This window comes from Epibacterium sp. ABZ3_068 (assembly GCF_056159265.1).
This window is the reverse complement of the sequence record NZ_JBSWUV010000001.1, coordinates 672,727-691,009: the sequence shown is the minus strand read 5'-3', so window position 1 is coordinate 691,009 and position 18,283 is coordinate 672,727. Positions and strand designations below refer to the sequence as shown.

The window sequence follows — 18,283 nt, the reverse complement described above, 5'->3', positions numbered from 1 at the left end:
GTTACACCTCCAGCCATTCTGCGCGAACTTCGGGCGCGTTCATCAGCTCTGCCGATGTTCCATCAAACACAATCTCTCCGTGGCCCATGACATAAAGCCGATGGGAAATATCGAGCGCGATAACCAGTTTCTGCTCAACCAAGAGGATCGACACACCTTTGGCTGCGATCCGCTCCAAGAGTTCGCCCACCGCAGCGACCATTTTGGGGGCAAGCCCTTCGGTCGGTTCGTCCACCATGATCAGATCGGGATCACCAATAAGCGTGCGACATATGGTGAGCATCTGTTGCTCGCCACCTGACAAAGCGCCAGCGGCCGTATCGGCGCGGGTGCGCAGAACCGGAAAAAGATCATAGATGTCCTCCATGCTCCACCGTCCTTCCCCACCGGGTTTAAGGCCTAGGATCAGGTTCTCTTTTACCGTCAGGTCTGGGAAAATATCACGGCTTTCAGGGACATAACCGATGCCTGCATGGGCAATCCTATGAGGTTTTTGTCCCCCCAGTTCGATGCCTGCAAATGTCACCGCGCCTTTGGTTGTGATTGCGCCCATAATCGCCTTGAGCAAGGTTGACCGGCCTGCGCCATTGCGCCCCAGGAGGGAGACAATTTCCCCCCGTTTGATCTCCATATTCACGCCATGAAGAATATGGCTTTTTCCATACCAGGCTTCCAGATTTTCCACAGACAACAAGGTCTCAGCCTTTATATCAAGCTCTGGCTTGGTCATGCCGCGTCCTCCTGTGGTGCACCCAAATAGGCTTCTTGTACTGCGGCATTTGCGCGGATCTCTTCCGGCGTCCCGGTTGCAATGATTTCGCCATAGACCAGTACAGATATCCGGTCCGCCATTTCAAAGATCACTCCCATATCGTGTTCGACCATCAGGAGGGTTTTGCCTTCGGTGACTTTCAGAATGAGTTGGAGCGCGGCATCTGTTTCGGAGTGGCTCATTCCGGCCATAGGTTCATCGAGCAGCAGAGTATGTGCGCCAGAGGCAACGGCGAGCCCGAGTTCCAGCGCACGTTGTTCGGGGTAGGACAGGCTGTCTGCCTGATCCTGAGCGCGGTGGGTGAGGCCCAGTTCCAACAATAGGCGTTCACATTCTTCGGCGACGTCCGACAGCTTGGATAGGCGACGCAGAAACGTATACCGATGGCCGAGCTTCCACATGACAGCACAGCGAAGGTTCTCCTCCACGGTCATCTGCGGAAAGATGTTGGTAATCTGAAAGCTGCGAGACAGTCCTTTGCGCGCGATTTCAGCAGGCGAGGTGCCTTCGATGTTCTGACCTTCAAAGAGGATTTCACCGGATGTCGGGGTAATCCTGCCTGAAATGAGGTGGAACAGCGTTGATTTTCCCGCTCCATTCGGGCCGATCAGGGCATGGCGTTCGCCTTTTCGCAGGTCCAGATTGACGCCGCGGATGATGTCCACCGGGCCAAAGGATTTGCGCAGGTCTTTGAGTTCGAGAGCCAGGTCATGCGTCATACGGCACCTCCTTTTGCACCCAGTTTGTGGCGCAGCGTGTCCAGACGATCGAGCAGGGGGCGCATAGCCAAGGCACCGCCACCAGAAAACACGCATCCCAGCGCCCAAGACGGGAGGGAATGGGCGTTCAATGACAGTCCAAGCACCGAGATTTGTGGTCCAAGCTGCGCGTCCAGGCCGACGCGGTAGGCGAGTTCAATAAGGACAATGATCCCGAATAAGCTAATGATGCCACAGATGCCGACAGCGGCCAGCAGAGGCGCTTGTGGTGCGAATGTGCCGGACCGTATGAGGGTAAGTGAGTCCGCGATCATCGCGGCCAGTCCGCCAGGTGCTGCCATCACCACGAAGACAAACAAAAGACCGAAATACATCATCCAGGCAGGGCTGATGTCCGAAAGCCAAAGTTTCATCAGGCCAATGACAATTGCGCCCAAGACCGGACCGAAGAAATGCTTTGTTCCGCCGATATAGGTCATCAGCAACACGAGCGTGGATGTTGCGGCACCGAGTTCATGTACGGTCATGATCTCAAAATTTATGGCCGCCAGAGATCCCGCGATCCCGGCGATGCCCGCGGCAATTGCATAGGCCAGCAGCCGCACGCGTTTCGCCGTGAACCCTAAGAACTCGACACGTTCTGCGTTGTCACGTACCGCATTTGCCAATAGCCCAAGGGGCGTCTTGGTGAAGAAATACAAAAGGCCAGCGCAGATCAGGAACCAGACCGCGACGATGACATAGATATCGGTGGTTGGTCCGTAGTTCATGCCAAAGCTCTCTCCGAGGTCCATCCGGTCCATGGAAACGCCTTCTTCTGATCCGTAGATTGACGGGAATAAGGCTGCCGCAGCGTAGACCAGCTCTGCCAATCCCAAGGTGATCATCGCAAAAGGCATGCCGCCGCGCCCCGACGCCAGCCAGCCTCCGAAGATGCCGAGTATGAGACCGCCGATCCCGCCAATCAATGGAACAAGCGGCAGCGGGAATTCAAAACCAGCGTCCGCCATGCCAAGAACCGCATGAGTGGCGATAAACCCGCCAAGGCCGAAAAACGTACCGTGACCCAGTGACAAAAGACCGGTTTGTCCAAGGAGGACATTATAGGAGAGTGCAAAGATCGCCATCGTGCCCAAGTAGTTCAGCGTGGAGATCATGGAATTGCTCGTGAAGATCAGGGGCAACGCCACCAAGACTGCGACGATTGCAATCCACGGAAGTCCTGTAAAACGGCGCGGGCTGTGCCGCTCCATAGTTGGGTTAAGTGTATTTGTGCTCATTTACTCTCTCCCTTAGGCACGTTTGCCAAACAGGCCCATTGGGCGAAAAATCAGGACGGCAACCAGAAGGAGGTAGGGGATTACGGGGCCGACTTGGGACACTGAGACGGTCCAGATGTCTTCAATCAATGCGCCCAAAGCTGCCGGCGGATGGGATATCCCGATCAGGCCAAAGACGTCTGCAACTGACAAATCAATAGCCACAGCAAAGGTCTGGATGAAGCCGATCAAGAGCGAGGCAACAAATGCTCCGGCAAGGGATCCAAGCCCTCCGACAACAACAATGACAAAGAGGATAGGGCCCAGAGCGGCGGCCATTGAGGGTTGGGTAACCAGGATCGGACCTGCGATAACACCGCCAATGGCTGCCAGTGCAGAGCCCACGCCAAAGACCGACATAAAAACAAGCGGGACATCATGGCCTAGCATGGACACCATTTCCGGATGCGTCAAAGAGGCCTTCACAATCAGCCCAACGCGGGTGCGGGTTAACAGCAGCAACAAGCCGGCAAAGATCGCGATCGACATTATCAGCATAAAGAGGCGGAACGCGGGGTATCCTGTGCCGAACAGCTCAAAGGCGGTGAAGTTCAGTGCTGCCGGTACCTGAAAGTCTTGCGGGCTGCGCCCCCAGATCATTTGAACCGCTTCTTCGATGACAAAGGCAACGCCGAAGGTGAACAGCAGTTCTCCTAAGTGTCCAAACTTATGAACCCTGCGCAGCCCGTACCGTTCGACTAGCGCGCCCAAAATTCCCACCAGTACCGGAGCAACAATCAGGGCGGGGAAGTAGCCAATGTGTTTGGACAGTTCAAACCCCAGGAAAGCGCCAACCATAAAGAAACTGGCATGGGCGAAGTTCAAAACGCCCATCATGGAAAAGATCAGCGTCAGGCCGGAGGCCAGCAAAAACAGCAACATCCCGTAAAGCGTGCCGTTCAGGAGAGAGAATGCTATGGTTTCGTAGCCCATGTCACAATCCCGAGAAATTTGGTTTTAAGCCCGCGCGGGGCCAATCAACCGCGATGAGTTGCCCAGAGCCTGAAAGGGTAACAAAGGCGGTTTTCATATCGGGTCCGCCAAAGGCGATGTTGGTTGAAAACGGATCCGGCATCTCAACCGTTTCGACTTCTTTGCCTTCAGGCGAAATCACGGTGATACACCCAGGCGTTAATCCGGCAACGGCGATATTGCCGCTTTCTTCGACGCCAAGGCTGTCATAGCGTTTAAAGCCTTCGAGCTGCGCCAGGACCGATGTTCCGGGATTGGCGTGGTCAATTGGGGCAATCTCACCAGGTCCAGTGATGTCAAAGGAATAGAGCCGTCCGGTTTCGGTCTCGGCCACATAAACGGTTTTTTCATCTGGAGAGAGGCCGACGCCATTGGCCGTTGTGATGGGGTAGGCAACCTCTTTGGCAAAAGAGCCATCTGCCGCCCCGTAGTAAAGCCCGCCGTGCACAAAACTCCGTTCTGTCCGCATACCGTGATCGGTGAACCAAAGCCCGCCATCGCGGTCTATCACGATGTCATTGGGCATCAGCAAAGCCTGTCCATTGATCTCGCGATAAAGTTCGGTCACTTCGCCTGTGGTCAGATCGACGCGTTCGATACGTCCGCCGCTGTATTCGGGATTCCCCCCGACGGGTTGCGTCCATCCGCCGGGATTTCCCCAGGCAAACCCGTCACCGTTGTTGCAGATATAGAGCGCGCCATCTTTGCCCACGGCGGCTCCGTTAGGTGCGCCAGAGAGCCGTAGAAAAACCTCTTTTCTTCCGTCCGGGAAGACTTTGGTCAGGCAGCGCTTCTGGATTTCACAGAGTATGATGGTGCCGTCGGGCAACACGACCGGACCTTCGGGAAATCCGAGACCTTCGGCCAATATTCGATAAGGGTATTGTGTCATCGTGATTATTCTTTCCTCCTGTGCCTTTTCGGCGCGCCGCCAATGTTGGCCATAAGCGACACGCCAGATGACCCGTTTATGGACGTTTCATCTCACAAACGGTTGGAAGAGTGATGGTTTCTGCGGGGATCAGCGCAACGTTGTGCCATCCCCACCCGGTGCCTTCTTCGTCCAGGCTGCCTTCAGAGACCGGAGCGAATTTCGATACAGCCATCTGGGTGATAATCTGATGGTCGTCTTTGCGCATTTCGGCGGGCGCACCAAAGATGGTTTCAAATTTCACCCCTTCCAAGGCCGTCACTAAGGCGTCGACCTCATTGGAACCTGCAGCCTCTGCGGCCATGGCAAGGGCGCGCATGGCGGAGCTGTCGCCGGGGAAGGGGCTTGCGGAGATCCCGGAAACCTCGCGAAATTCGGCTTCAAAAGCCTGAAGGCCAGGGTCCTTTATACCTGCGTCCCCGTCAAATACCGAATAGACCAGACCATCCAGCCCGGATTGCGCCATCGCGGTTGGTGCGCCGGGGCCTGTCGAGAAATAGGTGAACCATTCCGTATCAAGGCCCGCCTCACCTGCAGCCTTGAGCACCAATGCCAGATCTGCGCCCCAGTCAGAAGTGATCACCGCGTCTGCGCCAGAGGCTTTGATTTTGGCGACATAGGGGGTAAAGTCTGTAATCTTCTGCAGGGGGTGCGTGTCATCTCCGACCCATTCGATATCAGGTCGTGCCGCGCCGACCATTTCCAGGACTGACTTTCGCGTGGTCTGTCCGGAAGAGCCTTCAGCGTTTAGCAAATATACTTTGCCGATGTCGTTGCGCCCTTTTAGATAGGCAGCAAGGCCGGCTGTTTTCATGTCCGCATCCAGCACCCAGGAAAAGCTATAGTAACTGCATTTTTCACCTGTGATTGCCGGGTCGTGGGAGGCGCCGTCAAAAACGATGACCTTGTCATCTGGATTGCGTCGATTGTGTTTGCGGACAAAATCCACCAGCGCAAATGTGTTCGACGAGGAGACCGAGGTCTGTAGAATCCGTGCTCCGGCGTCGATGGCTTTTTGCGCCTGGATAGCGGTTTCTTGCGGCGACATTTTGTTGTCGAATTTCAGGATCTCGATCTGTTCTCCGTTCAGACCGCCGTTGTTGTTCACGTCTGCAACCGCAAAACGCAGAACTTTTTCGATCCGTTCAGAAACAACCGCAGCTGGTCCCGAGAACGGGTCGATCATTGCGAATTTGAAAGTGTCTGCTGCAAAGGCACTGGTCGCGATGTTGAATGCCAATGCGGATGCAATCAGGGTGTGTAACGTCTTCATTCTGTCCTCCCAAAGACAAAGCTCTCCTGGCCTCACCCTTTTGGGGTCAGACATCTGCGTCGCCGCAGCGGTTTGAGAGATTGTCAGTTTTCTCCTCCGGGCCTTAGCCCAGGATCGCGATCCCAGCCGACCAGAGGTCCATTGGGTCTTGATCCGATCCGTGTTTCTATGGTGAAAAACTCGGTCAGGTTTTTCAATCGAGTTTGTCCGATAAATGGACTTCTTCTATACTTATTTTACATTTCTTGGGCGGCTTTTCTTTTCGCTTCTGAGGAGATTGTTGAATAATAATGAGTTATTTCCATTTTTGCTCTTTGGGATAGGTGGATGCGTCATGTGTTTTTCTGAAATTTAGTCCACTGAGTGGACTTAGTATGTGGCGCGGCCGCCGGACATGTCGAAGATGGAGCCAGAATTGAATGAACACTCGGGGCTTGCGATGAAGGCGATCATCGCGGCGCATTCTTCGACTGTTCCAAAGCGCCCTTGGGGGATTCGCGACAGGGAGAGCTGAATCTGGTGTTCGGGCAGTTGGTCCATCAATGGCGTGTTTATCAGACCGGGTGCGATGCAGTTGGCGCGAACGCCTGTATTGGCAAGTTCTTTTCCCAGTGATTTGGTGAAGCCAATGATCCCGGCTTTCGCGGCGGAGTAACTTGAGGCGTTTGTGTTTCCCTCTTTGCCGGCAACGGACGACACGGTTACGATCCGCCCGTAGTCCCGCGCGACCATGCCGTCGATCACTGCTCGTGAGCAGAGGAAGACACCTCCGATGTGGATGTCGATAACCTGCTTCCAGGACTTATAGTCGTGTCCCTGCAGGGGGTGTGTCGGTCCGGTGATGCCGGCTGCCGTGACCAAAATGTCGATTTTATCAAAGGCGGCTTCAGTTGCCAGCTTAGCTGCTTCGACGGAGGCTTCATTGGCGACGTCGACTTCAAACCCTTCCGCGCATCCAATCTCTGCGGCTGCTTCCTTTGCGCCTTGGAGGTCCCATATCGCTACTTTTGCGCCTTCTGACACGAGGCGCTCGGCAACTGCACGGCCGATGCCGCGTGAGCCACCAGTGATGACGGCGACTTGGTTTTCAAATCGTTTCATGCTCTATTTCTCCTCCCGAGATTGAAAATTAGTCCGTTATGTTGACTCATGTTTTTGCGGTAGAGCATTTATTTTTTTGCGTGAGTGCAATAGGTAAAGGTAAATTATGGAGAAAAACGGCATCAAAGTCCGTATATCGGTCTTTGTTGTCGTGGGGGTAAGCCATGAGTGATGTTAAGGATAAGTCCAGCAGAAGCCAGGTTGTCGAACGTACCTGCCTGATTCTACGCGAGCTGGGTCGACATGGCTCCAGTGGGGCACGTCTTATCGACCTGACGGACCGATCAGGGTTAAGCCGACCAACGGTTCATCGGATCTTGTCCACGCTGACAGCAGAGAAGTTTGTCGAGCGCGTGGCGGATCGCCGATACCGTCTTGCATCTACGATGTATGAACTGGGTCTCAATGCACCAAGCCCTGTCGGCGATCCGGAGCTTTTGCGGCCTTGTGTGCAAAGCCTAGCGGATAGCTGCGGGGACACGGTGTATCTGGCCATGCGCACCGGCGATTTTTCGCATTACCTTTTGCGCTGTGAGGGGGCGTATCCAATTCGTACACATGTTGTGTCTGCAAATCAGACCCTTCATCTGGTGTCGGGGCATTCAGGGCGCGCGCTGCTTGCATCCATGCCGGAAGATGAGGCCGAGGACATTATCACGCGGGCGAGCCGAAACAGAAGTTTGTTTGGTGAAGCTACGCCGGACAGTTTCCGTGACGAGGTTTATAATGTCCGAGAGGCCGGGTTTGGTTGGGCGCGAGATGTAACCTTTGTAGGGGTCGCCGGGCTGACCTTGCCGGTTCCGAACCGACGCGGGTCCGCTTATCTCGCGCTGACCATTTCTTCCATTCCGCAAAGGTTGACCCGGGAACGTGCGCACAGCCTGTTGCCCGAAATGCAGCGCGTTGCTGCACAACTTTCCCAAATGGTTGGTATGGACTAAGGCAGAGCGATGTATCCAAAAGGTGAAGGCAGCTGGGTTGGTGAGCGTGCAGTACGCCCACCGGCTGCGCCTTGATCGACAGTTCATATTTCGCTGAGCATCTTGCGCGAGGGGCAAATTTGCGTATCCCGCGCAAGATGTTTGTTGACGGTGTTATACTGTTTTTGCTGCGGCCATTTCGTCGTAAACGGCCGTTTCGAAATCCAAATAACCGCCAAACGACACCGGATCTCCGAAGGGGAGAATCTGGGTGGCTCAATAGCCACCAACGCCGTTTGCAATGTCGATCCAGTAAAGGCAATTTGCTAATCCAGCCCAGCCAATCGCTCCGGCAGGTCGACCCGTGTGTGCCTTCTCGGAATTGACCATGAAGCTGTAGGACCAATCTTTGGCAAGTCCTGGGAAGAACTCAGCATCATTTGAGCGGGCTGGTATCACTCCAGGCAGCATCGTCACTTTCTGCGTAGGGACCAAGTCACCTTTCGGCGATGGTAATCGGCCAAATGTGTGATCCTGATGGATGGCATTTGACAGACAAGATCATTATCCGCCCGAACGGCGCCGACCTGGTCCGTGACCTTCATAAATTGCGGACCTCCAAAGGGTGGATCCTTTGCAGCGGGAACATATCCGTTCACCAGCCCCTTCGCGCCAGAATGTTTCCTTGCAGCTCAGACAGGCGCGCTCGGCGGCGATGTCAGCGTTTGCCTTGCTTGTCCCCAAATCCATCTCTGCGGATTTTACGGTCATTTCCCACTCCTCATGTTTTTCCAATAGGTCAAGGTCGCGCGGGTGAGACGAGTTGGCACCGGGGCCGATGTTGCCTTTGAAAATCAGACTTATCGTCGTGGTCTGATCTTGGTGTGTCATCGTCCACGGACGCGTGTTCCAGCCGCGAGCGAAAAGCCGCAGTGACAGCGCCAATGGTTTCAGGACCGATCAAGATGTGGGTTTGCATGCATGTCGACGCTATTTGCATCTGGTAACTGGAAACCGAGCGTGCAGTTCGAGCCGCCGCCATAGTTTCGCGCTTCGGCGTCGTCAGGATTTGGCGTTGTCAGGATTTGGCCCGTAGCCGCCGTACCCTCTTCGTGATGTGGGAAAACAGTGCGTCACGGCCGGGGGCGGATTTGATCCGCCAGCTCACGCGGCAGAGCGACAACGCTATTTGCTGATGAGGATGCGTCAGGGACTTGTCAATGAGGCAAGGTTAGATTCCTCTGAAGACGTGCTAAGTTTCAGAGATGGCACGACAGCCCTTGTAAGTCGCTGCGACAAGACGCATGTCTGCTATGCGATCGTTTTACTCTGCGACCCTCTGCTTCCGTTCATCCGGCGTCAGTCGTTTTCTCAGTCTGACTTTGCCGGGCTGCAGCATCCTGCGGGCAGCACATGGACAGGAGACCACGGACATGGCCAATGGCACCGTGAAATTCTTCAATGTTGAAAAAGGTTTTGGTTTCATTGAGACGGAAAGGGGAGACAAGGATGTTTTTGTCCACATCTCTGCCGTGGAACGGGCCGGTTTGAGCAGTTTGTCGGAGACCCAGAAGGTGGGCTTTGACTTGGAAACAGGCCGCGATGGTCGAGAAAACGCGACCAATATCACGCTCGCTTGACCCCGCAGATGTGGCGAATGTTCCGGTGGTCTGTGGCTTTCGATCCGGCCTCACAGGTGGATGCGAAAGGTGTTCAGCCCCATAGCTTTGCAGCATTTTTTCCCAGTCCTGGGTGGCGCAACAGATAAGTCCGCCCCGGACACACAGCGCTGTCGTCAGCTCGATTTAGGAGACAACAAGATGAAAAGTTTCAGCACGCAAGCGCGTACTGCCACGGGCCGCGACCTGTTCAAAGACAAACCAAAGAAAGCCAAGGAAAAGCCGAAGAAGCCAGTGGCCGAAATCCAGATCGGCGAGCACGGCAGGTACCAGATCAAGTCTGGCCGTCTCGCCGGTGAATTCATTGCTCGCGCGTTTCCCAAGCCGCCGACGAAGGCGCGGGGGCTGATCGCAGAGGCGACAGGTGCTACGGAAGAAGCTGCGATAGCTGCCCTGCAGGGGGTTATTGATGCACGTGAAACGCGCAGAACCGAAGGGCGCAGAACCGATCCCGAAACAGGATCAACCGTGCCAAGCACTGAGGAATATGTGGAAGCGATCGAACAGGTCACGCTTTCCCGCCCCCAGACTGCAATGTTGCTGGCCTTGGCGTTTGCCGACGACGAAGGGCTGCCTGAAGCCCGGATCGCATATGCAGCTGGCTACAAGTCGCAGGCATCGGCCAATCGGGCTTTTGCGGCCGCTGGTTCGTTACTGGCGAGCTATCTGTCGATTGGATTATCAAAGAATTCAATGAAAAACGATTTTGATGGGACCGCGATCTTGGGGTTCCGAGGGGCACCACCAAACGATGATCATCGCGGAAACTGGATACTTCACCAGGAGTTACGGGAAGCTGTCAGATCGGTTCTTTGACACAACCGATCAGGGCAAACACTCAGACGCTGGGCTGATCCTCAGCGTTGATTACATATTGTGATTTGCGTCAACAGAAACGGTTTGGTCAACACGCCTGTGCTCTTAAAGAGGCAGCCCAAATCGGGACCGTTCAAATAGCGATCTGGCGCAGATTTTGGGCCCTCGATGGCGCTGTAACGCAATAGTCTCACTATGGCAGCTAGCCGCTCCGGGGCATCGACACATAGATCCGCGCTGGTAGACTGCACGGTGGTATGCGCGATCTGATCGTGGCACAGGCAGAAAGTCCGGCCAATGCCACGATCGTGTCTTGGGGTTAGATGACCAGCTTTATCGCATAGGCCACAACAGCAAGAGCCAAAACGCCTCCCAGCCAAAGCCCAAAGAACCAAAGCCACTTATGTAAAAGTGTATTGTTCATCAGTGATACCCCTCGGATGGGTCCATTTTGCCGCGAAATACCCAATAGGCGTAAGCCGTGTAACCCAGAATGATGGGGATCAGCACAACTGCTCCGACCAAAGCGAAGGCAAGGCTGCTGTCCGGTGCCGCAACATCCCAAATGGTGAGCGATGGTGGGACCATCATCGGATAGAAACTGATGCCGATGCCAATGAAGCTCACCGTGAAGAACCCCAGCGCGGATAGGAAGGGCTGCAGGTCTTTCTGGTCATTCAATCCACGGAAAAAGGACCAGATCAGGGCGAGCATGATGAGGGGGACAGTCATTGACCACAGGCTGCCGGGCAGGTTGAACCAGCGCTCAAAATAGACAGGGTTTTGGAATGGCGTGAGCAGGCTGACCAGCCCGATCAGGCCCAAAGTGGTTGCCCCCAGATACCACGCGTACCGGCGCATCTGGTTTTGCAGGCCGTTCTCAGTTTTGAGCACCAGCCATGTGGCTCCGAGCAGGGCGTATCCCACCACCACCGAGATCCCGGTGAGGATCGAAAAAGGGGTCAGCCAGTCGAACCAGTCGCCGGAATACGCGCGGTCCGTTACCTCGATCCCTTGGACCAGTGCCCCCAAAGCGATGCCCTGACACAGCGCTGCGATGACAGAGCCGCCAAAGAACGCTGTGTCCCAAACGCCTTTCCAGCGGGTTGTCCGCCAACGGTACTCAAAAGAGACCCCGCGAAAAACAAGAGCCAGGAGCATAACCGTTGTGGGCATATAAAGTGCTGGCATGATGACGGCATAGGCCAGTGGAAAAACTGCAAACAGACCACCGCCGCCCAGTACCAGCCAGGTTTCATTGCCGTCCCAGACCGGGGCGACAGAGTTCATCATCTGGTCGCGGTCACTATCGGATTTGGCAAAGGGGAACAGGATACCAAGGCCAAGGTCGAACCCGTCCAGGACGACATATGTCAGGACTGCAAAGGCAATCAGCCCTGCCCAGACAAATGCGAGATCAAAAATCATTGTGGCTCTCCTATTTGCCCGGGATGAATGTGTCGCGGGTCTGTGGGGCTGGCGTAATGCCCGCCGTACGGATTGGGCCATCGGCGAGGCCCAGTTTTGGGGTCGAAGGTCGCTTGTTCATCATTCGCAGGATGTAGAATGTGCCCGCGCCAAAGACGAAGAAGTAGACTATGATAAACGCCAATAAAGAGGTCGCGACTGCCGGTGCATCCACCGGCGCGATGCTTTCGGAGGTCCGCAGTAGGCCGTAGACCGTATAGGGTTGGCGACCAACTTCTGTAGTGATCCAGCCTGCGAGGACTGCGACAAACCCGGTTGGCCCCATGATGACGGCTGTCCGGTGCAGCCAGGGTGCATCAAAAAGCTGTCCTTTCCAGCGCGCCCAAAGTGACCAGACACCAAGGCCGAGCATGGCAAACCCAAGGCCAACCATAATCCGAAAGCTCCAGAATACAATCGCAACCGGGGGTTCTTCATCATCCGGTATGGTATCCAGCCCGTCCAACGGCGCATCCCAATGATGCTTGAGGATCAGTGAGCTGAGCTTTGGGACCTCTATCGCATAGTCGATCCGCTTTTCTTTGGCGTTGGGAACGCCGAACAGGATCAACGGTGCGCCATCTGGGTGGCTGTCGTAATGTCCTTCCATGGCCATTACCTTGGCCGGTTGATGTTCAAGCGTGTTTAGCCCATGTGCATCGCCTGCAAAGATTTGGATCGGTGTCACGATGGCCGCCATCCACATGGCCATCGAGAACATGCGTCTTGCCTCTTTGTCTGTTCTGTCGCGCAGCAAGTGAACGGCACCAACGGCACCAACAACAAGGGACGTTGTCAGGAAAGCGGCAAGAACCATATGGACAAGGCGATAGGGGAAAGAAGGGTTGAAAACGATCTGCCACCAGTCCTCTGGAACAAACTGACCCACGTCGTTGACGGTGTATCCGGCGGGGGTTTGCATCCAGCTGTTGACTGACAAAATCCAGGTCGCTGACATCAATGTACCAAAGGCGACCATTGCAGTTGCGAACATGTGGAGCCTTTCCCCCACGCGTTCACGCCCGAACAGCATGATGCCAAGGAAGCCCGCCTCAAGGAAGAACGCCGATAAAACTTCATAGGCCATAAGGGGGCCGATCACAGGACCGGCTTTATCCGAGAAAACGGCCCAGTTCGTCCCAAACTGATAGGACATAACGATGCCGGACACCACGCCCATGCCAAAAGCCACGGCAAAGATCTTTTTCCAGTAGTTGAAGAGCGTCAGGTAGGTCTGATCCCGTTTGCGGATCCATAGACCATTCAGAACCGCCAGATAGCTGGCAAGTCCGATGGAAAATGCAGGGAAGATGATGTGGAAAGACACGGTAAAGGCGAATTGGGCACGCGCCAGCGTCTCAGCTGAAAAACCGTCTAACATGTTTTGCCTCTTGGGCTGGAAGGGGGAACCAAGACCCACAATAGGGTCAAAGCTTGGTCAGTTCGTTAACCACGCGGACCGAAATCTGCGGATGTTACATCACCACTGCCATCACGGTCTATGACCGCCAGCCAGTCGGTGGTCTTTGCAAGGAATTCCGCTTTGCTGTCCTGCCCGTCGCCATCAGCAGCGTCGTAAGTCATAATCATACCTTTCTGGATGTGACATCTTGCCCTTAGCAAGTTCGCCCTGGCTTTCCATATCGGCCGCGCGGGTTTCGTCAAAAGACCTGTATTCATCCTCATCAAGAAGACCGTTCTCATCCGTGTCGAACATATAAAATACTTCGCTGCGTTTTTCGGTCAGCTCGGTGAGCGATACCGTGCCGTCGTCGTTCAGATCCCAGTTTTCGATGAAATGAGATCCGGGTGTTTCCTGTGCTGTCACGGCCAGCGGACAGAGGGTTGCAAATATGAGAGTCGCAAACTTCATAGGGTTTCCTTTGGGCTGTGCGGGGCCAGTTTGGAGGCGCAGATCGGCTTGAGTTCCGCAGGAAGGATGTGGAGGGGAGCCTTACCATCCACGGCCAACCGGTCATTAAAAGGGTTCAGGCCGGGTGTCGTTAGGGTGGTAGAATCGGGGTCGGTATCTTCAGGAAGAACGGTCATGAAGCTTTCTCGGTGATGTATGATTTCGACGTAGGGGGTGGCCCGCGCCCTTTCAGTGACAAAGTCACTTAACTTGCAAAAAGTTATACTCAAGGTATAAGTTATTTGGGGGACTGTCATGAAACTTACATCGTATACAAATTTTGCCATGCGTTCGTTGCAGTTGGCAGCTTTGAAAGCGCCGGACTTAATTCGCGTCGATGACGTTGTGCGCGTGCATGGACTTGCGCGTCCGCATATTGTCAAAATCGTCCATGAACTCGGGGTAGCTGGCTACGTTGAAACCCAACGTGGGCGCGGGGGCGGGTTTCGTCTGGCTCGCCCGGCGGAGGAAATTATCGTTGGCGACGTGGTGCGGTTGACTGAGGGGCCGATGGATCTGGTCGAGTGCTTCAATCCTGAAAACAACACCTGCCCATTGATCGGCATCTGCAAATTGTCGCGTGCCTTGCACGAAGCGACACGTGCGTTCATGGCGGTTTTGGATGATCTGACCTTGGCCGACATCGCTTCGAACCGCCACGACCTTATGGCGCGGATCGCGCCGTTAGAGGAAGGAATTACGGTACCGAAACGGAGCTTGAAATGACGGATTTCGACTGGACCGAACGTTTCAAAGGAACGGCGGCCTTGCCACCAGATGTCCGAAAGCGGTTGAATGTAACCGCGCGGTCTATTCATATAAAAAAGGGTGATCAGGTCTTTGGACCGCTTAATGTTCCTGATGGTTTGTTCTTTTTGTACGAAGGTCGCATTCGTGTTTCGCAACGTTCAGACAACGGGCGTGAAATCGTGCTCTATCGTGTGGAGGCGGGGGATAGTTGTGTTCTGACAACCGCCTGTATTTTGGCGGAAGAGGCTTATAACGCAGAGGGCATCGCTGAAACCGATGTGACCGTTATCGTGCTGGCCAAACCTGCTTTTGATCGCCTCGCTGCCGAAGAAGACGCGTTCCGCAACTTTGTTTTTGCGGCTTATTCACGCCGTCTGATCGACTTGTTGCGGGTTGTGGATGATGTGGCTTTTGGCCGGATTGATGTGCGTTTGGCCCAGCGGCTTTTGGTGCTTGGGGATGGCCTCAAAGAAATCCATACGACCCATCAGGACTTGGCCAGTGAACTGGGCACGGCGCGCGAGGTGATCTCGCGCGTGCTGAATGATTTTCACAAGCGGGACCTGATCGCGCAGTCGCGTGGCGTAATCAGCCTATGCGACAAAGCCGGTTTGGCGGCCATCGCCCAAAGTCCTTAGAGGATGTTTCTTGGAGTTACGTGACAAAGTCACTGAAGCGGGGGTGTTAAAGTTATATTTCGATATCAACTTATCGCATGGGGAGGAGACCATGAACTGTTACGCCCGCATCACGACCAGCAGGGCATCACGGTAGAAGTATCTTGTGCGCTTCTTTCCTTTTCCGTGGTGGTCCCGCGACCGGATTTGGCGCAGTCTTTCAGGTGCTGAGTTTGGAGCTAAGCTTAAATCCGCCTGATAGCGCGGTGCGCCAGCGTGCTCTGGTCCGCGTTTCACTGGTTGAAGTGCGCAGCGGCGGGATGTGCATGGGGGGCACCTTTACCGCTATGACTGAACGCTCCATGGATCCTGCCCAAGACATGGTGATGGAGCAATGACGTGGTTACTGACTGCGTTTGAAATCAAGGAGATCCAAAATGACCTATCCTGTGAAAATGGACGTCAAACCCGAAGTTCAGGCCTTCTTCGATGAGGCAACAAATACAATCAGCTACATCATAAAAGATCCGACGTCTGATGCCTGTGCGATTGTCGACAGTGTCATGGACATAGATTATGCCGCTGGCCGGATTACCTTTGATCATGCGGATGAACTGATCCGGCAGGTCGAAACTCGCGGCTTAAAGCTGGAGTGGATCATCGAAACCCACGTCCATGCTGATCACCTGAGCGCGGCCCCTTATATCCAGTCGCGGCTGGGCGGTAAAATTGGCGTCGGATCAAAGATCACGGTGGTGCAGGACGTTTTTGGAAAGGTGTTTAACGAAGGCACCGAGTTTCAGCGTGACGGCAGCCAGTTTGATGCGCTGTTTGAAGACGGCGATACCTATAAGATCGGCAACATGCAGGGCTTTGCGATGTACACGCCCGGTCATACGCCTGCCTGTATGGTACATGTGATGGGCAATGCGGCCTTTGTTGGCGATACGCTTTTTATGCCCGACGGAGGCTCGGCACGTTGTGACTTTCCGGGGGGCAGCGCTGAGGAGCTTTATGACAGCATTATGAAAGTGTTGGCCCTGCCAGACGATATGCGTCTGTTTATGTGTCACGACTACGGACCAAACGGCCGGGACATTGCGTGGGAAACGACCGTGGGTGAAGAAAAAGCGCACAATATCCATGTGGGCGGGGACAAGACCAAGGAAGATTTTATCAAATTCCGCACCGAACGCGATGCGCAGCTTGATATGCCCAGACTGATCATTCCGTCGCTACAGGTGAACATGCGTGCGGGAGAAGTGCCGACGGACAAGGACGGCAATCCGATGCTCAAAGTGCCTGTGAACACGCTGTAGGAGGAACAGGATCATGGAACTCAAAAAGATCACCGACAAGACGACGGTCAGCCCACAGATCATGCCTGCGGATATTGACGCGATCAAAGCCGCCGGTATCCGCGCGATCATTTGTAACCGTCCAGATGGTGAAGGTGCGGATCAGCCCTCATTCGAGGAAATCGCAGCCGCCGCCAAGGCCGCGGGGATTGAGGCGCGCTATGTGCCAGTGAAGTCCGGCATGGTTCGCGACGAGGATGTTGATGCGTTTTCAGCGGCTCTTTCAGAGCTTCCCCGCCCTGTGTTGGCCTATTGTCGTACGGGGACGCGCTCGGCGACCTTGTGGTCTTTTCATGAGTCCAAGAAACGCGCGATGCCCGAGATCCTGGCCGCGACCAAAGCTGCAGGCTATGATATGTCGGGTATCGCACGCCGGATCGCGAACGGCGGCAAAACACCCACTGACACCGGCGACGCGCATTTCGACGTGGTGATTGTTGGTGCAGGTGCGGGTGGGATCTCGGTTGCAGCCAGCTTGAAATCTCGTAAATCAAACCTGTCGATCGCAGTGATCGACCCTGCGGACATCCACTATTACCAACCGGGTTGGACAATGGTTGGTGGTGGGATTTTCCAGCCTGAGCAGACCGCCAAGACCATGGGCTCGCTGATCCCGCGTGGTGTGAAATGGATCAAGTCTGCTGTTGCCGCATTTGAACCCAAGAACAACGCTGTCATTCTGGATGGGTGTCGCGTTGTGAAATACGACCGTTTGGTTGTCTGCCCCGGTCTAAAACTGGATTGGAGCGCTATCGAAGGGCTCGAAGATACGCTTGGCCGCAACGGTGTGACCTCGAACTATCGTTATGATCTTGCCCCCTATACTTGGCAATTGGTGCAAGAATTGAAGCGGGGCCGCGCCGTATTTACCCAGCCGCCTATGCCGATCAAATGTGCCGGTGCGCCGCAAAAGGCGATGTATCTTTCAGGAGATGCGTGGTTCCGCAATGGCGCGCTGAAGGACATCGATATTCAGTTCATGAACGCAGGAGGGGTGCTCTTTGGGGTCAAGGACTATGTTCCGGCGCTTATGGAATACATCAAGAAATACAATGCCGGTCTGAACTTTTTCCATACGCTGACGGCTGTTGACGGCCCGTCCAAAACCGCGACGTTCCAGGTGGCCAAACCGGACACAGCCCCCGAGACCGTCACAGTCGAATTTGACATGATGCATGTTTGTCCGCCGCAAACTGCCCCGGATTTCATCCGTGTCTCCCCCTTGGCAGATGCTGCGGGATGGGTCGATGTGGATCAGGCGACCCTGCGGCATAAGACGTTTGACAATATCTGGTCACTTGGCGACGTGATGAACGCGCCCAATGCCAAAACCGCCGCCGCAGCACGCAAACAGGCCCCCACCGTCGCTGACAACATCGTGGCCGATATCCAAGGTCGCTCGCCGGTCTCAGCCTATGACGGTTACGGATCCTGCCCTCTGACCGTAGAGCGTGGCAAGATCGTGTTGGCGGAATTCGGCTATGGTGGTGTTCTGAAACCCAGTTTTCCGTCGTTCCTTCTCGATGGCACAAAACCGACCCGCGCGGCATGGTTCCTCAAGGAAAAGATGCTGCCGCCGATCTATTGGAAAGCTATGTTGAAAGGAAAAGAATGGTTGGCCCAGCCTGAAAAGCTGAAGGTTGGGGCAGAATAGCTCCTGCCTTTGCAAAAGCGCAC

At 54.9% G+C, this 18,283-nt stretch carries 22 protein-coding genes; 8 read left to right on the top strand and 14 right to left on the bottom strand.

The genetic code is table 11. The features are described from left to right. Nucleotide 1 precedes the first annotated feature (1 nt). The 7 genes from ACXAEW_RS03260 to ACXAEW_RS03230 form a co-directional block, all read right to left on the bottom strand. Nucleotides 2-730: an ABC transporter ATP-binding protein gene (locus ACXAEW_RS03260; RefSeq protein WP_474939961.1), complete on the bottom strand. Its 729-nt coding sequence runs from the start codon at nt 728-730 to the stop codon at nt 2-4. Beyond that, nucleotides 727-1,491, bottom strand: coding sequence for an ABC transporter ATP-binding protein (locus ACXAEW_RS03255; RefSeq protein WP_474939960.1), 765 nt, complete (start codon nt 1,489-1,491; stop codon nt 727-729). Before ACXAEW_RS03255 ends, ACXAEW_RS03260 begins: the two co-directional genes overlap by 4 nt. Then, complete coding sequence (locus ACXAEW_RS03250) at nt 1,488-2,771, bottom strand: branched-chain amino acid ABC transporter permease (protein WP_474939959.1); 1,284 nt, start codon at nt 2,769-2,771, stop codon at nt 1,488-1,490. The genes ACXAEW_RS03255 and ACXAEW_RS03250 overlap by 4 nt, the downstream gene beginning before the upstream one ends. 12 nt (nt 2,772-2,783) lie before the next feature. After that, on the bottom strand, nt 2,784-3,743 hold the full coding sequence (locus ACXAEW_RS03245) for a branched-chain amino acid ABC transporter permease (RefSeq protein WP_474939958.1): 960 nt from the start codon (nt 3,741-3,743) through the stop codon (nt 2,784-2,786). 1 nt (nt 3,744) lies between these two features. Next, nucleotides 3,745-4,674, bottom strand: a complete 930-nt coding sequence (locus ACXAEW_RS03240) for an SMP-30/gluconolactonase/LRE family protein (protein ID WP_474939956.1) — start codon at nt 4,672-4,674, stop codon at nt 3,745-3,747. A gap of 76 nt (nt 4,675-4,750) precedes the next feature. Further along, entirely contained in the window at nt 4,751-5,986 is a 1,236-nt protein-coding gene (locus ACXAEW_RS03235; RefSeq protein ID WP_474939954.1) for a branched-chain amino acid ABC transporter substrate-binding protein, read from the bottom strand. Nucleotides 5,987-6,355: 369 nt separating this feature from the next. Then, nucleotides 6,356-7,087 (bottom strand): SDR family NAD(P)-dependent oxidoreductase, encoded by a 732-nt coding sequence (locus ACXAEW_RS03230; RefSeq protein ID WP_474939952.1) that lies wholly within the window; start codon nt 7,085-7,087, stop codon nt 6,356-6,358. Nucleotides 7,088-7,251: 164 nt separating this feature from the next. Between ACXAEW_RS03230 and ACXAEW_RS03225 the strand changes: the two genes are divergently transcribed. Further along, the gene (locus tag ACXAEW_RS03225) at nt 7,252-8,028 is read left to right on the top strand and encodes an IclR family transcriptional regulator (RefSeq protein WP_474939951.1); all 777 of its coding nucleotides are present in this window, start codon (nt 7,252-7,254) and stop codon (nt 8,026-8,028) included. 543 nt (nt 8,029-8,571) lie between these two features. Here ACXAEW_RS03225 and ACXAEW_RS03220 read toward each other — a convergent pair. Beyond that, complete coding sequence (locus ACXAEW_RS03220; protein WP_474939949.1) at nt 8,572-8,778, bottom strand: hypothetical protein; 207 nt, start codon at nt 8,776-8,778, stop codon at nt 8,572-8,574. A gap of 662 nt (nt 8,779-9,440) precedes the next feature. On the opposite strand from ACXAEW_RS03220, the gene ACXAEW_RS03215 reads away from it, so the two are divergent. Further along, the gene (locus tag ACXAEW_RS03215) at nt 9,441-9,647 is read left to right on the top strand and encodes a cold-shock protein (protein ID WP_474939947.1); all 207 of its coding nucleotides are present in this window, start codon (nt 9,441-9,443) and stop codon (nt 9,645-9,647) included. Between the two features lie 180 nt (nt 9,648-9,827). After that, nucleotides 9,828-10,502, top strand: a complete 675-nt coding sequence (locus tag ACXAEW_RS03210) for a hypothetical protein (protein WP_474939945.1) — start codon at nt 9,828-9,830, stop codon at nt 10,500-10,502. 319 nt (nt 10,503-10,821) lie between these two features. Here the strand turns inward: ACXAEW_RS03210 and ACXAEW_RS03205 are convergent, their stop codons facing one another. The 6 genes from ACXAEW_RS03205 to ACXAEW_RS03180 form a co-directional block, all read right to left on the bottom strand. Then, the gene (locus ACXAEW_RS03205) at nt 10,822-10,926 is read right to left on the bottom strand and encodes a DUF2474 domain-containing protein (protein ID WP_474939944.1); all 105 of its coding nucleotides are present in this window, start codon (nt 10,924-10,926) and stop codon (nt 10,822-10,824) included. Continuing rightward, entirely contained in the window at nt 10,926-11,930 is a 1,005-nt protein-coding gene (gene cydB / locus ACXAEW_RS03200) for a cytochrome d ubiquinol oxidase subunit II (protein ID WP_474939943.1), read from the bottom strand. Before cydB ends, ACXAEW_RS03205 begins: the two co-directional genes overlap by 1 nt. Nucleotides 11,931-11,940: 10 nt before the next feature. After that, nucleotides 11,941-13,350 (bottom strand): cytochrome ubiquinol oxidase subunit I, encoded by a 1,410-nt coding sequence (locus tag ACXAEW_RS03195; protein WP_474939942.1) that lies wholly within the window; start codon nt 13,348-13,350, stop codon nt 11,941-11,943. A 65-nt stretch (nt 13,351-13,415) separates the two neighbouring features. Continuing rightward, nucleotides 13,416-13,553, bottom strand: a complete 138-nt coding sequence (locus ACXAEW_RS03190) for a hypothetical protein (protein WP_474939941.1) — start codon at nt 13,551-13,553, stop codon at nt 13,416-13,418. Next, nucleotides 13,534-13,842: a hypothetical protein gene (locus tag ACXAEW_RS03185; RefSeq protein ID WP_474939940.1), complete on the bottom strand. Its 309-nt coding sequence runs from the start codon at nt 13,840-13,842 to the stop codon at nt 13,534-13,536. Before ACXAEW_RS03185 ends, ACXAEW_RS03190 begins: the two co-directional genes overlap by 20 nt. Beyond that, nucleotides 13,839-14,018, bottom strand: coding sequence for a hypothetical protein (locus ACXAEW_RS03180; RefSeq protein ID WP_474939939.1), 180 nt, complete (start codon nt 14,016-14,018; stop codon nt 13,839-13,841). The genes ACXAEW_RS03185 and ACXAEW_RS03180 overlap by 4 nt, the downstream gene beginning before the upstream one ends. A gap of 118 nt (nt 14,019-14,136) precedes the next feature. Here ACXAEW_RS03180 and ACXAEW_RS03175 point away from each other — a divergent pair, with 118 nt between their 5' ends. The 5 genes from ACXAEW_RS03175 (at nt 14,137) to ACXAEW_RS03155 (ending at nt 18,260) form a co-directional block, all read left to right on the top strand. Next, on the top strand, nt 14,137-14,607 hold the full coding sequence (locus ACXAEW_RS03175; protein ID WP_474939938.1) for an RrF2 family transcriptional regulator: 471 nt from the start codon (nt 14,137-14,139) through the stop codon (nt 14,605-14,607). Next, the gene (locus ACXAEW_RS03170) at nt 14,604-15,269 is read left to right on the top strand and encodes a Crp/Fnr family transcriptional regulator (RefSeq protein ID WP_474939937.1); all 666 of its coding nucleotides are present in this window, start codon (nt 14,604-14,606) and stop codon (nt 15,267-15,269) included. Before ACXAEW_RS03175 ends, ACXAEW_RS03170 begins: the two co-directional genes overlap by 4 nt. A gap of 245 nt (nt 15,270-15,514) precedes the next feature. Then, nucleotides 15,515-15,646 (top strand): hypothetical protein, encoded by a 132-nt coding sequence (locus ACXAEW_RS03165; protein ID WP_474939936.1) that lies wholly within the window; start codon nt 15,515-15,517, stop codon nt 15,644-15,646. A 39-nt stretch (nt 15,647-15,685) separates the two neighbouring features. Next, a complete protein-coding gene (locus tag ACXAEW_RS03160; protein WP_474939935.1) occupies nt 15,686-16,567 on the top strand; it encodes an MBL fold metallo-hydrolase in 882 nt (293 codons plus the stop codon). 13 nt (nt 16,568-16,580) lie between these two features. Next, a complete protein-coding gene (locus ACXAEW_RS03155; protein WP_474939934.1) occupies nt 16,581-18,260 on the top strand; it encodes a bifunctional protein tyrosine phosphatase family protein/NAD(P)/FAD-dependent oxidoreductase in 1,680 nt (559 codons plus the stop codon). Nucleotides 18,261-18,283: the final 23 nt, after the last annotated feature.

Excerpts from the sequence above, each read along its gene's own strand:
- ACXAEW_RS03260 (WP_474939961.1), bottom strand. The coding sequence starts at position 730 with ATGACCAAGCCAGAGCTTGATATAAAGGCTGAGACCTTGTTGTCTGTG.
- ACXAEW_RS03255 (WP_474939960.1), bottom strand. The coding sequence starts at position 1,491 with ATGACGCATGACCTGGCTCTCGAACTCAAAGACCTGCGCAAATCCTTT.
- ACXAEW_RS03250 (WP_474939959.1), bottom strand. The coding sequence starts at position 2,771 with ATGAGCACAAATACACTTAACCCAACTATGGAGCGGCACAGCCCGCGC.
- ACXAEW_RS03245 (WP_474939958.1), bottom strand. The coding sequence starts at position 3,743 with ATGGGCTACGAAACCATAGCATTCTCTCTCCTGAACGGCACGCTTTAC.
- ACXAEW_RS03240 (WP_474939956.1), bottom strand. The coding sequence starts at position 4,674 with ATGACACAATACCCTTATCGAATATTGGCCGAAGGTCTCGGATTTCCC.
- ACXAEW_RS03235 (WP_474939954.1), bottom strand. The coding sequence starts at position 5,986 with ATGAAGACGTTACACACCCTGATTGCATCCGCATTGGCATTCAACATC.
- ACXAEW_RS03230 (WP_474939952.1), bottom strand. The coding sequence starts at position 7,087 with ATGAAACGATTTGAAAACCAAGTCGCCGTCATCACTGGTGGCTCACGC.
- ACXAEW_RS03225 (WP_474939951.1), top strand. The coding sequence starts at position 7,252 with ATGAGTGATGTTAAGGATAAGTCCAGCAGAAGCCAGGTTGTCGAACGT.
- ACXAEW_RS03220 (WP_474939949.1), bottom strand. The coding sequence starts at position 8,778 with ATGACCGTAAAATCCGCAGAGATGGATTTGGGGACAAGCAAGGCAAAC.
- ACXAEW_RS03215 (WP_474939947.1), top strand. The coding sequence starts at position 9,441 with ATGGCCAATGGCACCGTGAAATTCTTCAATGTTGAAAAAGGTTTTGGT.
- ACXAEW_RS03210 (WP_474939945.1), top strand. The coding sequence starts at position 9,828 with ATGAAAAGTTTCAGCACGCAAGCGCGTACTGCCACGGGCCGCGACCTG.
- ACXAEW_RS03205 (WP_474939944.1), bottom strand. The coding sequence starts at position 10,926 with ATGAACAATACACTTTTACATAAGTGGCTTTGGTTCTTTGGGCTTTGG.
- cydB (WP_474939943.1), bottom strand. The coding sequence starts at position 11,930 with ATGATTTTTGATCTCGCATTTGTCTGGGCAGGGCTGATTGCCTTTGCA.
- ACXAEW_RS03195 (WP_474939942.1), bottom strand. The coding sequence starts at position 13,350 with ATGTTAGACGGTTTTTCAGCTGAGACGCTGGCGCGTGCCCAATTCGCC.
- ACXAEW_RS03190 (WP_474939941.1), bottom strand. The coding sequence starts at position 13,553 with ATGACTTACGACGCTGCTGATGGCGACGGGCAGGACAGCAAAGCGGAA.
- ACXAEW_RS03185 (WP_474939940.1), bottom strand. The coding sequence starts at position 13,842 with ATGAAGTTTGCGACTCTCATATTTGCAACCCTCTGTCCGCTGGCCGTG.
- ACXAEW_RS03180 (WP_474939939.1), bottom strand. The coding sequence starts at position 14,018 with ATGACCGTTCTTCCTGAAGATACCGACCCCGATTCTACCACCCTAACG.
- ACXAEW_RS03175 (WP_474939938.1), top strand. The coding sequence starts at position 14,137 with ATGAAACTTACATCGTATACAAATTTTGCCATGCGTTCGTTGCAGTTG.
- ACXAEW_RS03170 (WP_474939937.1), top strand. The coding sequence starts at position 14,604 with ATGACGGATTTCGACTGGACCGAACGTTTCAAAGGAACGGCGGCCTTG.
- ACXAEW_RS03160 (WP_474939935.1), top strand. The coding sequence starts at position 15,686 with ATGACCTATCCTGTGAAAATGGACGTCAAACCCGAAGTTCAGGCCTTC.
- ACXAEW_RS03155 (WP_474939934.1), top strand. The coding sequence starts at position 16,581 with ATGGAACTCAAAAAGATCACCGACAAGACGACGGTCAGCCCACAGATC.